Below are 14778 nucleotides of genomic sequence, written 5' to 3'. Positions count from 1 at the left end.
TCGAATGAAGATAACGCCTTTTTATTTATCTACCGATATAACTCATTATTTTCGGGGCATATTGCTCTAGTAGCTTACCAGAATCTACAAGAAGATATTCATCATTCGAGGGTCTCTTACTGCCATCTAGCCACTTTTTTCAAACGCTACTTCTGATTCTACTGACTTATCTTATATTCACGTGTTTGTAACCTACGATTAATTTCTTCTATATTATTAAGATAACATTCAATATATTTATATGTAGCACCATACTTCCGATATAAACCTATTCCCTTTTCAACCATCCCATCATAGAGACATGGACTATCTAATATAACACTATGTTCTTGTTCTAACAAAAAACCTATCAGTTCCCACTCAATATAATAGGAGACTCCCCCAACAACTGTTGATTCACTTCCTTTTGCCGTTAATGATTTTAATAATGCTGATTTCACGAGGTCATGACCTACAATAACTGCACCTGTTAACTTAGCGCTATACTTAGAAAGTGTCGATTTACCTGATCCAGGAAATCCCGACATTTGCAGAAAGAACACTTTCATCCCAACATCCGTATATCAAGTTGCCTATTCACCAACTCTCCTTCTTTTCCTACTAACATCAAAATGGCCGTAAAAAAACTCCCTGTTTATAAACAGAGAGTTCTTACCTTCAATTTATGCCGCTTTTACCTTCTTTGTCGTTTTACTTTTTCTTTTCGTTCCTGTAAAACGCTTGTGTAATACAGATGCTACGAAACGAGAAATGATATTAAAGAGTAATACCATAATAATTAATACAGCTGCAGATTTTGTTGCAATTAACTTCGCATCTGGGATAATCCCTTCAGAGTTTAATTTCCAAATGTGAACAGCTAACGTTTCAGCTGGTCTAAATGGATTTAAAGGATGCGAGGGGCTCGAGAAGTCCGCTGCTGAATTTAAAATAGGTGATGTTAAACCCGCTGTATAAATTAACGCCGCAGCTTCACCGAATATACGGCCTGCCGCTAAAATAATACCTGTAATGATTTGTGGTAACGACGACGGAATAATGATACGGGCAATTGTTTGCCATTTCGTTGCACCTAGTCCAAGACTCGCCTCTTTTACATTATGAGGAACTTCAGAAATCGCATTTTCACAAACACGTGTTAAACCAGGTAAATTCAAAATAGTTAAAGCAAGAGCTCCACCCATTACTGTATATCCCCAGCCTGTCATTGTAACAAATACTAATAAGCCAAATAGTCCAACAACAATAGAAGGTAAAGACGCCATTGTTTCAATACATAAACGAACAAAACTTAAAAAACGACCTTGTTTTGCATACTCCGCTAAATATATTCCAGCCCCTAATCCAAGAGGAATAGATATAATAAGTGTTATAACAAGCATGTAGAAAGAATTGAATAACTGTGGACCAATTCCCCCACCAGCTCTTGTATTGCTTGGTTCTCCGAATAAGAAACTAGGATCCCAAAATCCCCATCCCTTTTGCAGAATTTCGTACATTAAAAAAGCCAGCAAAGCTACAACTAAAGCTGCAACCGCATAAAAGATACCTGTCCAAACTTTATTTACCGTTCTTGCATTCATTATTATCGCTCACCTCTTTGACCAATCGCTCGAATTACTAAAATAAACAGGAATGAAATAACAAGTAAAATCATTGCTAACGTCCATAGCGCATTGTTCCAAGCTGTTCCGTTCAATGTATTCGTCATATCCATTGTCAGAATACCAGTTAACGTTGCTGTTGGACTATATATTCCTTCCGGTAATTTAATCGTGTTCCCGATTACCATTTGAACCGCTAACGCTTCACCAAAAGCACGCGCTAACCCTAAAACTATACCTGTTAAAATCCCTTGTTTTGCAGCAGGAACAATAACTCGGCTAATCGCTTGCCATTTCGTCGATCCTAGACCGTAAGAAGCTTCCAAGTAATCAAACGGAACAGAGCGTATTGCATCAGAGGCAATACTAGCAATAGTAGGTAAAATCATAATACTCAGGACAATAATACCCGCAATTAAACTAAAGCCCACTCCACCAAACGAATCACGTAATAGAGGAACCAAGATCGTAACCCCTAATAATCCGTATACAACTGATGGAATACCAACTAATAATTCTAAAACAGGCTTTAATACTTTATTCCCAAACTTCGGCGAAATTAAATTCATGAATATAGCAAGAGCTATAGCAATTGGTGCACTAATGACAACAGCACCTAGCGACACAAGCGTCGAACCGACAATAAAGATTACAGCACCATACGTACCTTGATCAGCATTTGGATTCCATTTTGTCGAAGTTAACACCTCAGAAAATGAGATACCACTTTGCGTGAAAGATTGAATTCCTTTGCCGCAAATAAACGCAATAATAGCTAATGTAATTAAAACAATAAAGATACCGCAAAACGTAACAAGTGATCTACCTATATATTCACTCTTTACGTAATTAATTTGTTTTTTCCCCTTCATCACAGGACAGACCCCACTTCATAGATTGAAATGAACAGGACTGGCCTTGCAGCCAGCCCCATAAAATTTTATTACTTATTTAATTTAGACATTGGGATGTAACCCATATCTTCTACTTGTTTTTCGAAATCTTTACCTTTTACATAGTCAATGTAAGCTTTTGTCGCTTCTTTTGCCTCACCTTTAGTTACCATGTACTCGTAAGACCAGAATGGATATTTACCAGCAGAGATGTTTTCAACTTTCGGTTCAGCACCATCAATTTTCACAGTTTGCAATGCACCTTTTTTATCGCCAACCATGTAAGACATTGCTAAATAGCTGATTGAACCTGGAGTAGAGTTAATTGCTTGCTCTACTGCACCGTTAGAATCTTGTGTTGTACCAGTTCCATCATTAATTTTAGCTTCTTTCATAACTGTTTTTTCAAATGTAGCACGTGTACCAGATGAAGCTGGACGATTAATTACATTGATTTTCTCATCTTTTCCGCCTAACTCTTTCCAGTTCGTCACTTTTCCAGTGAAGATATCTTGTACTTGTTTTGCTGTTAAGTTATCAACTTTTACATCTTTATTTACGACAAGCGCGAATGCGATACCCGCTACCTTGTTATCTACTAATTCTTTCGCTTTTTCAGCATCTTTTATTTTATCTGAAGCCGGAACATCCGAATTACCAATTTGTACTGCACCAGATGCTACTTGGTTAATCCCAGTTCCACTACCGCCACCTTGAACTTGAATAGAAACTTTTGAATTTTTCTCCATGAATTTCTTTCCAGCTTCCTCCGCAAGAGGTTGAAGAGCTGTAGAGCCAGCCGCTGCAATCGTACCTGATAATTCTTGTTTTGCATCGCTACCTTTAGCAGCTTCCTTATTATCCGTACTTTCTGCTTTTCCACATCCAACTAATGCACCTGCAACAACTAAAGCCGCTAAAGAAAATTTAATACCCTTTTTCATAATCATGTCTTGTACCCCCATTTGGATTATCACTTTTCGAATTCATCTTCTTTCGAACACAAATTCATTGTAGGACAACAATATTATGTGAGTGTTAAGCAATTTTTAAGTTTAAGTAAATAGAGATAACATCCCATAAAAGCTAGACATCCCAACATTTAGAGTTAAAAAAGCCAACAAAACCCACACTAAACACGCAGTATTGTAAATTTATTCTTAACAATGTAAATCCAATGTAAATATTTTTCTTTATTTTGCCCTTTAAGTTAAAGCTATATTTACAAATCCACTATATTTTTAAAAGTTTACACTCTTACTTTATTTACATTAAGAAGAATTTCAGTAATATTTTTCGGTACAACTCAATAAATTGGAACAATTCTAAAAATATTTGAATATTTTTAAAGTACTAATTGACAGCATCATTAAATGTAGTCTACTATATTAGTATCAAAAAGTTTACCTAAGGAAACTTTTTAAACTAAAACTAAAAATATAGAGATGAGGTAACTTTTATGGTATCGGCTAATACTAAACCCCTTTCCGAATTCAGAACAGGGGAATTTGTACAAATTGAGAAGATACAATTAGAAGGAACTATGAAACGACGTTTATTAGATTTAGGCTTTTTTCCTGGAGCGACAATTAAAGTATTACAACGCAGCCCACTTGGAGACCCAGTCGCTTATCAAGTAAGCAACACAACTATTGCACTGCGTAGTGAAGAAAGCTCCCTTATTTTCGGGGTATTAATAGGAGATGATTTCAGATGAGTAACCATCGCATTGCGTTAGCTGGTAACCCGAATACCGGGAAAAGTACATTATTTAATACTTTAACAGGCTTAAAACAACATACTGGAAACTGGACGGGGAAAACTGTTTTAAAGGCTGAAGGGGAATATAAGCATGGCGGAAATATATATACAATAATAGATTTACCTGGAACTTACTCACTGTATTCAAATTCGGCAGATGAAGAAGTCGCACGAGATTATATTATATTTGAAAAACCAGAAGTAACTGTAGTTGTTATAGACGCAACTGCAATGGAACGAAATTTAAATTTAGCACTCCAAGTGATGGAAATGACAAACGATGTGGTCATTTGTATTAACTTAATTGATGAAGCGGAGAAAAAAGGAATCATTATTGACGAAAAGAAATTAGCAAAATCACTCGGTGTACCGGTAGTTAAAATTTCAGCCCGAAACCGAGTTGGTATCGGACATTTACTAAGCGTCGTTGCTAAAGTAGCAAATAAAAAAATCATTCCAACACCAATTAAAATTACTTATAATGAAAAAATCGAAAATATGATTCAAGAATTAGAACCACAAATTTATAAAGTGTTCGGCAATACGTATCCAGCACGTTGGATTGCGCTACGTATTTTAGATGGAGATAAAAATTTCTTAACTGCACTTCAAAAACATCATAACGAACCACTTGTAAGGGAGGTCATAATAAATGGAATCTCACTCAGCCAGTAAAGCTCTTCCGCTGGACTATATTGTTCAACATGCACAAACACTTTCAAAAGAGGACATACGAGATGACATTGTCGGAGATATTTATCGAACCTCCGCAAGTATATGTAAAGAAGCTGTCCAATATACGAATACTGACAAATTATATCGTTCAGAAAGATTAGATAAGATTTTCACTTCTCCTATTTGGGGATTTCCAATTATGCTCGGTATTTTATCTATTATTTTTTATCTTACAATCGCCGGTGCTAACGTGCCATCCGAGATGATTGCTGAATTTTTTGGCTGGGTCGAAGGATATTTAACATCTTGGTTCCAAGCAATGCATGCACCAGAATGGCTACATGGTGTTTTAATACTTGGTTTATTCCGTGGTACCGGAGCCGTTATTAGCGTTATGTTACCACCTATGGCAATCTTCTTCCCTATGTTTGCCCTATTAGAAAACTATGGATATCTACCACGCGTTGCGTTTAACATGGATCGTTTATTTAAACGCTCTGGCGCGCATGGGAAACAATCTTTAACTATGGCAATGGGGTTCGGATGTAACGCTGCCGCTATTATGTCAACACGTATTATCGAATCACCACGTGAGCGTATGCTTGCCATTTTAACAAACAACTTCGTCCCATGTAATGGACGCTGGCCTACATTAATCTTAATGGCTTCATTATTTATGGCTGCTGGATATACAGGCAGCATGCAAACACTTGTTACTGCCGGCGTTGTCGTTGGAATGGTTGTAATTGGCGTTATTGTAACTTTAACTGTTTCTTGGGTTTTATCAAAAACTGCTCTAAAAGGCGTTCCAACTCACTATACGTTAGAGTTACCACCATACCGTAAACCAAAAATTTGGAATACAATTGTACGTTCAACGCTTGATAAATCAATATATGTTTTAAAACGAGCTGTAATTGTAGCTGCACCTGCCGCTGTATTAACTTGGATACTTGCTAATATTTTCGTCGGTGACACAAGCTTACTTATGCATTTCGTAAACTTCCTAGATCCATTTGCTAAATTACTAGGACTTGACGGTTTTATTCTAGCTGCATTCATTCTTGGGCTACCAGCTAATGAAATTGTTATTCCAATTTTATTAATGTCTTACTTATCAACTGGTTCTTTAACTGAAATAGATGATTTTAATCAAATTAAAAATCTATTCTTAGAACACGGTTGGACTTGGTTAACTGCGCTAAACACAATGTTGTTCTCACTCCTTCATTTCCCATGCGGAACAACACTAGTTAACATATATAAAGAAACAAAAAGTGCAAAATGGACATTCTTATCGTTCGCAATCCCTACCGTTATTGCCATTGTTGTTACATTCCTCTCTACACAATTGGTACATTGGTTAGGGCTTGTATAAGCAAAGTATACATAGAAGGTATCCCCCTTCAACATATGCTTTGTGCAAAAAAGAAACCTGAAACTTATTCAGGTTTCTTTTTTTGCGCATCCTTTTTCCACGGCTGGGCACCATACGTTGTAAGTTTTTTATGAATAAAATATATAGTCCCTGGAAGAACCGCCATTAATATAGTGCAACTAATTCCCAATCCAGTAAACAACTTCCACCACCTTATTTCACTCTCTTCGGTAAAGCTGAACCTGAATGTGCAATTGTTGGATGAACATGAACAGTAATTTCAGCATTACTAAAGTAATTTTCGCCTTGATCCCAATTCTTACTTATCTTTTTCCACTCTTTATAATTATGTCGCTTATATACTTCCCCTAATGCTAATACATCTACCTTATATTTTTTTTGAACAAGCTTAATCGATTTTTGGATGCGTTTCTCCATTTCCTCTGAAATATCCTTCTCTAAACGCTTTTCATTCAAAACCTTTTTATGATCACTAAAGTGCAACTCAGCCAATGTACCTTCCAGAGATAAGTGAATATTAAACTTTGGTTTTGTAGCATTTTCCGTAGATACTTTAATCTTTCGGTGCATCTTATGAATTTCATATGTAATAAGCTGGTCTTTTTTGCGGATAGTAAAAAAACCTCCAATTTTTTTACCTATTATATAATTCATTCCTAATGTTTGTTCTCCACTTAAACTGCCTACACACTTATTATCCTTCCCACGAAACAGCGCTGCCCCATTCATTTGTACCCCTTGTTTTGTTAGTTCGAGAATAGGTAATACGAAACTTTGGTTAGCAATCATTTTTTGCTGTACCTCACCAATTCTTGCAGCCTCGATCATTTGAGCATTTTTCGGAGGATGCTCAGCTAACATATCAATGTATTGCGCTGGTAAATTTTCAGGCTTTGCACTTTGTTTTAAAATAGCTTCTGCATTTTTCTTAGAAACAAACAAACGAATATTTCTTCTCATCTCATGATCACGAATATATACATCCAACGTATTTTGTAAAATATACGGTTTCGATAGTAATTCTTCAGAGAAAATAATTACTTGTATATGCGGAAAAAATAATGTACGACTAATCTTTTTAGCAATAATTCTTATTTGTTCAAACACACTATCTGCTTTCGCACTAACATTAATATAATTTTCGCCATCTCCATCACCTTGTCCACCTTGCTGCGCTAACTTACTGGGAAGTACCATCTGATACGTCCCTTTCATAATTGGATTTGCTTTCTTTGCCTTTACAATATCGTAAGCTGCACCTACTACAAATCCTCTTTCTTCTATTTCTTCTAACTCAGAGCACCCACTTATAGATCCAGCTAAAACCATAACCATTATAATTTTAAGAAGGTGTTTCATTTCTACCATTCCTTCTTTTTATTTTATATACAATAAAAACTAACAAAGGCGCTAGCACGACAAACCCCATATCTATCCAAGCTAAATAAGTCCCGTAATTTGACAATTCTTTCGAATTACTAGGTATCATATTCACCATAAAAATAATCGGGGCACTTACAAAAATGAAAATATGTTTCTTCACTTTCGGAAACATAGCACAAAATAATAAAGATGCGACGTCATAATACATTGCTGTAGTGTTATAAATAGTAATAATCCAAGTAGTAAAAAAAATCGCATCAAATCTTTCTAAAAACCCTCCACCAATTTCAATTTCTTTCCCTAATTCAATTGTTGGATATGTCAATCCACGTGTTGTCATATACGTAAAAACACTAATACAAGTTACATAAATTAAAATGTATGACAACACGTTTACTATCACCGCTTTTGCAACTGCCATTGGCGCTTTTTTCGCTGTCTTATCGTTCAACAACACAGCATAAAACAGAGCTACCTCAAATCCGATGAATGTAAAAATAGAATTCTTAACTCCTACAGCATACTGACTGACATTCGTTTGAAAAGCCGGTAGTAAATTATCTATTTCCATTAAGTTCACATTCAATAAAGAAAGAAGCACTATCGCAATTAAAACAATTGGTAAGAATAGAACATTTAACCTTAATAAAGCCGCTCTCGATCCTGCTACTCCATAAATAACAACTAATAAGAAGAAGAAAGACAATAGCTGTATTGGTGTATCACTAAATAAATATGTTTGTGAAATAACCGCAATCATTCGCGATTCATATGCTGTCAAAGCTGCAAACGTTAATACTAAAATACTACTAATTGTGTACGCAACAGGTTTCGTCAAATGCGCACTTGTATATTGAACAAAGTTTTGTTTTGGGAATAAAATAGCTACCCTCGTTACAAACCAACCTAAAACCGCACATATCAATCCACCCAAAAGTAAAATAATCCAACCGTCCGAAAATAAAGTTTGATCGGCAATATCTCTCGGCATAGACAATGCCCCTATACCAATAATGGTTGACGATACCGCAAAGCCAATTTCCCGAGATCCAATCTCTTCATCGCCATACTCAAATGGTTTCAATTATTTTCGCTCCTTTGGACGTATTGTAGAATCTTTTGTTTGTAAATATTCCGGTCTCTCTTTTAACATTGATTTTGGTAGGCGAACCAATTCTTCTTCCCAATCTTTATAAAAAGCAGGAGCAATAGGTGTTGTATACGGAACCCCAACACTCTTTAAATTTGTAATATGAACCGCAAGTGCAATAAGAGCTAAAATGATTCCGTACAACCCAAAAGCAGTTGCAGCTAACACGAAGACGAAAAGTAAAATTCGAAATGTAATCGTAATGCTATATACAGGAAGTGAAAATGTAGCAATTGCGGTAACCGCAATAATAATTACTAAAAACGGATTTACAATCCCCGCATTTACTGCCGCTTCTCCAATTACAAGACCACCTACGATACCAATTGTTTGCCCCATCGGTTTCGGAAGCCTAATCCCGGCTTCTCGTATTAATTCCATCGTTAATGCCATCATTAGGGTTTCAATATAAGCAGGAAATGGCACCCCTTCTCTCGCTCCCGCAATAGAATAAGCTAGTTTAGATGGGATGAGCCCTTGATGATACGATACAAGCGCTACGTACATGGCAGGTAATAAAACAGCAGCGATACCTGATCCCATACGTAAAATTCTTAATAACGTTCCAATTACCCAACGCTCATAATGATCTTCTACAGATTGAAAAATATCAACAAACACTAGTGGAGCTATAAGAGCAAATGGTGACCCATCTACTAAAATGGCCGCTTTCCCTTTCGCCAATGCAGCCACTATATTATCTGGTCTTTCTGTATTTAAAAACTGCGGAAATGGAGACAAATTATTATCTTGAATTAATTGCTCAATCGTTCCTGTCTCAAAAATGACATCTGTCACTATTGATTGAAGACGCCGATCTAGCTCTTTTACGATGTAAGGGTTAATAATATCTTCTATATATACTAGGGTTACTTCTTTCTGCGATCGCTTCCCCATAATATAAGATTGAAACCGTAACTTCGGATCACGTAAACCACGGCGAATTAACATTTTATTCACATTAATATCTTCATTTAATCCAACTCTCGGTCCACGTATTAAATCTTCTGTCACTGGCGGTTCTAGACTTCTTTTCTCCCAAGCCCTACTGTTAACAACAATAGCCGTTTGAATATTATCAATTAATATGACTGTATCTCCTGCTAAAACCGCATTTATAATGTCTGGAAAAGTTGTCTTCATACCGACTTCTGCAATAGAAATAAAACGATCCAACAATGTCTGAACCACAGCTGCTTCATTTGGTATTTCTTCATATTGAAGTGTACGAACTACGTATTTATAAACATTATCCTTATCTGTCAATCCACATAAAAAAACAACCGCACAACGTGTAATGCTACCAGCAAGAGCAACTTCTCTAATTGTTAAATCATTAGGTGAACCTAACTCATCTCTAATTTCCTTCATAACTTCAAACAAGTTACCTTTTAGCTCTAACAATTTCCCCACCTAACTTCCTTTTCAACAAGTTTTTAGTTAGATTCCGCTAATAGAAGAAAATATATACAAAAAAGAGCTATCTCTTTTCGAAGATAGCTCTAACACGCGGGTTACTTTTCTACTATTATATTGTCTTTCTTTATAGATACACTTTTCGTGAATCCACTAACGATAAACATCACAATCATATTCATTAACAATGCGACTATACCTACATTTAAATCTTTTATATATTGCGGAAAACTCGGAAACATCGTAGCTATAGTTGAACCAGATAAGGTAATATATGCGACAATTAACAACCCAATCCCCATTCCTGCAATCGCTCCTTGCTTCGTAATAATCTGCCGTGGAAACAAACTACATACAAGTGCAGGGAAAAGTTGCGTAACTATACTGTATCCCATTAAAAGAAGAGCACCTATCGTTTCTCCTCCTTTAAATGTAAACAATACTGCTACGAGCGTTACTACAGGCACAAATAATTTTGCAGCTTTAGCAACTTGTCTATCTGAAGCAGATGGCACCATTGTTCGATAAATATTTTTTGCCAATAGTGTGGAAGCGGCCATAACAAGCATGGAACCTGGAACTAACGCCGTTAATACCCCCGCACTACCAATAATCCCAATAAACCAAGGATCAAAAGTTTGAAGAGCAAGACGGAATAACGAAAGGTCTACATCCGCTCCCTTTAATCCTGGAACTTGTAATATAGCAGCAAACCCTGCAAAGAATACGAAAAGCAAAACTAAAGAATACAGTGGCATGATTGCCGCATTTTTACGAAATACTTTTTCATTTTTTGCAGAGAAAGCAGAGGCAAATGTATGAGGCCACATGTAGAAACCGAGGGCCGTTAATATAATAGTAGAAACAAACCAAGAAATACTCATTCCTTCTTCAGGTAAAGATAAAAACCCTGGTTTCGCAGCTTCTACAGCTTCGAACATCGGCTGAAATCCTCCATAATAATGATACGGTAAATATATACCTAAAAACATAACGATGAATAGTATCATAATATCCTTCAAAGCAGCTGTCCAAGCCGAACCATGTATACCTGAAACCATTACATATATAGTTATAACAATAGCGCCAATCCATACCGCAATAACAGGTGACACTCTTCCATAGGAAGCTTCCGAAACGATGATCCCTAACCCCTTTAGCTGTAAAACGAGATATGGGATGATAGAAATAACACCAATAATTGAAACAATTATCCCAAGCGTCTTACTTCTATATTTCTTCGCAAAAAAATCGGACTGCGAAACGAGGTTATGCTCTTTTGCATATTTCCAAATTGGAGGCAATAAGAAATACGATAAAATATAAGCTAATGCACCATACCCTAAAATATAAAAAGTAGGAGCTCCTTTACTATACGCCCAGCCACTTCCTCCTAAAAATGTGAATGTCGTATAAATTTCGCCTGCCATAAGGAGAAAAACGAAAATAGTTCCAAACCCTCTTCCTCCAACTGACCATTGCTCTAAATTCATATCTTTCCCACGTTGTGCTCGAATTCCTAAAAATAGTGCTAGAAATAAGAAGAAAATAATGATAAGTAATGCTGTCATTTTACATCCCCCTTATTAGCAGGGTCGAATACGTACACAAGACCCATACAAAGAGACGTAATGAGCACTGATAATAGTACCCAAAATAATAGAAATGGCATCCCAAGCACGTAAGGAGTGACCGAATTTGCAAATACTGGTCCAATCACTAAACAAAAAACTGGAATAAGTACTAGCACGTGTATTTTCTTCATCTCATTCTCCTTTACTTATAAAATTCATAATGGATGATACAAAGACTTCCACTCCAATTGGTAATGCGTCTTCGTCAATTGTAAAACGAGGATGGTGATGCGGATATATAATTCCCTTCTCTTCATTGCCTGCCCCTATAAAAAAGAATGTCCCTGGTGCCTTTTGTAAAAATGCTGAAAAATCTTCTCCTGCCATCGTTGGTTGTAAACGAACAACCTTTTCTCTTCCATACAGCTGTAATGCCGTATGTTCAATAATCTCTGTAACTTCATAATCGTTCACAACTGGTCGGTATCCATACTCATAAGAAAATGTATACTTAGCACCGTAGGATTCTGTAATATGTTTTACAATCCTTTCAAGTTTTTTCCTTGTTTCTTCTCTTAATTCATGCCTTAAACTTCTCACTGTCCCTTCAATCTCCGCTTGTTCCGGAATAACATTATGGGTTGTCCCAGAATGAAATTGCGTAACAGATACTACGAGAGAATCTAACGGATTCGTGAGGCGAGATACAATTTGCTGGATTTGCGAAACAACTTGTGCACCAATAGCGATACTATCAACTGTTTCGTGCGGAATTCCAGCATGCCCACCTTTTCCCTCTATCGTAATTTTAAAAACGTCCGGTGCCGCCATCGCCGGACCATAAATTACCCCTACTTTTCCAACCTCTAATGACGCCCAAAGATGAGCACCAATAATGTAATCCACACCTTCCATCACTCCCGCTGTGACCATTTCCTCTGCACCGCCCGGAAAGTTTTCTTCTGCATGTTGAAATAAAAAGCGAATCTCTCCTTTAACTTTCTCTCTTTCCTCTACCAACTTATGTACTACACCAAGCAATATTGCAATGTGACCATCGTGACCACACGCATGCATCACACCTGGATATGTAGAAATAAAATCAAACTTATTTTCTTCATGAATAGGAAGAGCATCCATATCAGCACGAACCGCGATGGTTTTACCAGGATGCTTACCAATTAGCCTTGCCATTACACTATATTTAGTAGGCCTTGAGACTTCTAAATACGGGATTTTCCGAAGTATGTCGAATACAAATTGAGATGTTTTTTCCTCTTGAAAAGATAACTCTGGATACTTATGAAAATGCCTTCTCCACTCAATCAACTGATCCTTTGATAAAACAAGTTCCTTTGCGACATCCATTTCTCTTCTCCCCTTCTTCACCAAGTTAAATGTTATTATAGCGTGAACCGTTAACTTTTAAAAGAATCTTCAGAATTTTCTATAATAAATATTCAAAAATAAAAAGCCATCTCAAGATGACTTTTCACTTTATAAAATAGTAATCGCTTGTTTCCCCATTTGCTCCCACGCCTTTTCAAATTCAGCACGAGGAACAGCTTTTCGTGGATTGTTTGCAAGAGGATCATTTACGTATACAAAGTTTTGATCATATCCAATTACTACAACACTATGCTCATAATATGTAATTTTCACTTCACCTGAACTCGTATTCCATGTTTCAAAACTACTTTCAGCTAATGGTTTAAACGTTGTATTAATAATTACCCATATCGGAGAACCAGAACTAATTACTTTATATAGATCTTGCACGTCTCTGCCCGTTAAATTAATTACTTTTTCAGGAACATATTTTTCTGCTAAATTAAAAATTGGTTGATTGTATACACCGTATCCTCGCTCAGCTTTCGTATAAATATTTCCAACGAATCCCTCATAAGGATTTCCATGCAAACCATTTTGTTCAAATGGGACGCGATGAATCTCACTAGCAAGTTGCATCTTATCTACTTGTACACCTTTATGTTGCAGTAGCATAGCTAAACTTGTCACTTCACAACCTCTAGGTAATTCAGGTAACTGTCTAATAAACGGAACCTCTGTAATCATTGCACTTTCTTTCATCTCAGAGAAAAGGTCTAACCGTAATTCTTGTGCCTTTCTCATAATTTTATCTTTCTCGAAAAAAAACACGACAGCAAATATAATACCGAAAATAAAAATATATTTTAACTTTTTCATCATAAACCAAACTCCATTATATCAATTATTTAAAGGCGCAACTTCTATCATTGTACCTTTCTTCTTACTAGTTTGCTAGAAAGATTCTGTGAATTATTATTCACAAATATCATCGTAAAATTCTAATTTTTTCGATAAAAAGAAAAAATGATATGCTTTTTCAGAACGTTTTACTAACAACAAAATTATTAACATAGTGAAAGAATCGCGTTTCCTTCACTATGTTAATAAACATTCTAAGGTATTTAGTCATAGTTAGTTTTTCCTTTACATACTCAGTTCACAACAAAATAAACCGAGTATGTTTTTCACCCCGCTAATGATTAAAAGTACCGAATGAAATCTAATTAACACATACAAAAAAATATGGGGGGAGGGGCATATGAATCAACAAGTAGAACAAGCAGATTTAAAATACCGTACACCACTTTATCCAATAGTTCCAATCGTAGCTTTCTCATTCAATTTCCTTACATTTGTTAGTTTAGCCTTTATTCCAGATCAGAGAATTTCTCTGTCTTGCGGGATTCCATTTATAATCATTTGCTACATTTTATACCAAATTAAACATTCGGAAAGTTGTCACATTTGAACAAAAAAGAAATATAACCTAGGTAACAAGTTGAATATACTAAAAATTCAGTAATCTTCCTTATGATAAGATAATTTTTTTCTATTTATTGGATATGTTGGTATAACTTTATTTATCTTAAAA

At 36.0% G+C, this 14778-nt stretch carries 14 protein-coding genes and 2 pseudogenes; 4 read left to right on the top strand and 12 right to left on the bottom strand.

Annotation, left to right across the window (positions count from 1 at the left end; all coding sequences use genetic code 11):
* Nucleotides 1–25: 25 nt before the first annotated feature.
* The 4 genes and pseudogenes from NSQ47_RS24225 to NSQ47_RS24210 form a co-directional block, all read right to left on the bottom strand.
* Nucleotides 26–542 (bottom strand): annotated as a pseudogene (locus tag NSQ47_RS24225) (AAA family ATPase).
* Nucleotides 543–662: 120 nt separating this feature from the next.
* Entirely contained in the window at nt 663–1583 is a 921-nt protein-coding gene (pstA, locus tag NSQ47_RS24220; protein WP_016103572.1) for a phosphate ABC transporter permease PstA, read from the bottom strand.
* 2 nt (nt 1584–1585) lie between these two features.
* Nucleotides 1586–2476, bottom strand: a complete 891-nt coding sequence (gene pstC / locus NSQ47_RS24215) for a phosphate ABC transporter permease subunit PstC (RefSeq protein WP_002159250.1) — start codon at nt 2474–2476, stop codon at nt 1586–1588.
* Between the two features lie 71 nt (nt 2477–2547).
* Nucleotides 2548–3447 carry a phosphate ABC transporter substrate-binding protein PstS family protein gene (locus tag NSQ47_RS24210; RefSeq protein ID WP_002114243.1) on the bottom strand — a complete coding sequence of 300 codons (900 nt, stop codon included), beginning with the start codon at nt 3445–3447 and terminating at the stop codon, nt 2548–2550.
* A 509-nt stretch (nt 3448–3956) separates the two neighbouring features.
* Here NSQ47_RS24210 and NSQ47_RS24205 point away from each other — a divergent pair.
* The 3 genes from NSQ47_RS24205 to NSQ47_RS24195 are packed head-to-tail and all read left to right on the top strand — an operon-like array spanning nt 3957 to nt 6311.
* Complete coding sequence (locus tag NSQ47_RS24205) at nt 3957–4214, top strand: FeoA family protein (protein WP_002090873.1); 258 nt, start codon at nt 3957–3959, stop codon at nt 4212–4214.
* Nucleotides 4211–4933 carry a FeoB small GTPase domain-containing protein gene (locus NSQ47_RS24200; RefSeq protein ID WP_002159251.1) on the top strand — a complete coding sequence of 241 codons (723 nt, stop codon included), beginning with the start codon at nt 4211–4213 and terminating at the stop codon, nt 4931–4933. Before NSQ47_RS24205 ends, NSQ47_RS24200 begins: the two co-directional genes overlap by 4 nt.
* On the top strand, nt 4911–6311 hold the full coding sequence (locus tag NSQ47_RS24195; protein WP_078181720.1) for a nucleoside recognition domain-containing protein: 1401 nt from the start codon (nt 4911–4913) through the stop codon (nt 6309–6311). The genes NSQ47_RS24200 and NSQ47_RS24195 overlap by 23 nt, the downstream gene beginning before the upstream one ends.
* 64 nt (nt 6312–6375) lie before the next feature.
* On the opposite strand, the gene NSQ47_RS24190 is transcribed toward NSQ47_RS24195, so the two are convergent.
* From NSQ47_RS24190 to NSQ47_RS24155, 8 genes are all read right to left on the bottom strand, one after another.
* Nucleotides 6376–6513: a hypothetical protein gene (locus tag NSQ47_RS24190; protein ID WP_087945977.1), complete on the bottom strand. Its 138-nt coding sequence runs from the start codon at nt 6511–6513 to the stop codon at nt 6376–6378.
* An 11-nt stretch (nt 6514–6524) separates the two neighbouring features.
* The gene (locus NSQ47_RS24185) at nt 6525–7691 is read right to left on the bottom strand and encodes a Ger(x)C family spore germination protein (protein ID WP_002116283.1); all 1167 of its coding nucleotides are present in this window, start codon (nt 7689–7691) and stop codon (nt 6525–6527) included.
* Nucleotides 7675–8799, bottom strand: a complete 1125-nt coding sequence (gerLB, locus tag NSQ47_RS24180; protein ID WP_002159253.1) for a spore germination protein GerLB — start codon at nt 8797–8799, stop codon at nt 7675–7677. Before gerLB ends, NSQ47_RS24185 begins: the two co-directional genes overlap by 17 nt.
* Nucleotides 8800–10278 (bottom strand): spore germination protein GerLA, encoded by a 1479-nt coding sequence (gerLA, locus tag NSQ47_RS24175; RefSeq protein WP_078181719.1) that lies wholly within the window; start codon nt 10276–10278, stop codon nt 8800–8802. It lies immediately after the preceding gene.
* 101 nt (nt 10279–10379) lie between these two features.
* Complete coding sequence (locus tag NSQ47_RS24170; RefSeq protein WP_002114228.1) at nt 10380–11852, bottom strand: sodium:solute symporter family protein; 1473 nt, start codon at nt 11850–11852, stop codon at nt 10380–10382.
* Nucleotides 11849–12046: a DUF3311 domain-containing protein gene (locus tag NSQ47_RS24165; protein ID WP_002114225.1), complete on the bottom strand. Its 198-nt coding sequence runs from the start codon at nt 12044–12046 to the stop codon at nt 11849–11851. Before NSQ47_RS24165 ends, NSQ47_RS24170 begins: the two co-directional genes overlap by 4 nt.
* A gap of 1 nt (nt 12047) precedes the next feature.
* Nucleotides 12048–13223 carry an amidohydrolase gene (locus NSQ47_RS24160; protein WP_341038133.1) on the bottom strand — a complete coding sequence of 392 codons (1176 nt, stop codon included), beginning with the start codon at nt 13221–13223 and terminating at the stop codon, nt 12048–12050.
* Nucleotides 13224–13352: 129 nt separating this feature from the next.
* Entirely contained in the window at nt 13353–14063 is a 711-nt protein-coding gene (locus NSQ47_RS24155) for a C39 family peptidase (RefSeq protein ID WP_341038257.1), read from the bottom strand.
* 406 nt (nt 14064–14469) lie between these two features.
* Between NSQ47_RS24155 and NSQ47_RS24150 the strand changes: the two are divergent.
* Nucleotides 14470–14677: pseudogene (locus tag NSQ47_RS24150) on the top strand (amino acid permease); the annotation flags it as partial.
* Between the last annotated feature and the right edge of the window lie 101 nt (nt 14678–14778).

Origin of the sequence: Bacillus sp. FSL R10-2780 (assembly GCF_038006125.1) — a bacterium.
GTDB lineage: Bacteria > Bacillota > Bacilli > Bacillales > Bacillaceae_G > Bacillus_A > Bacillus_A cereus_U.
Note: the sequence above shows the minus strand (reverse complement) of the source record. Positions and strands in the feature narration are given on the sequence as shown.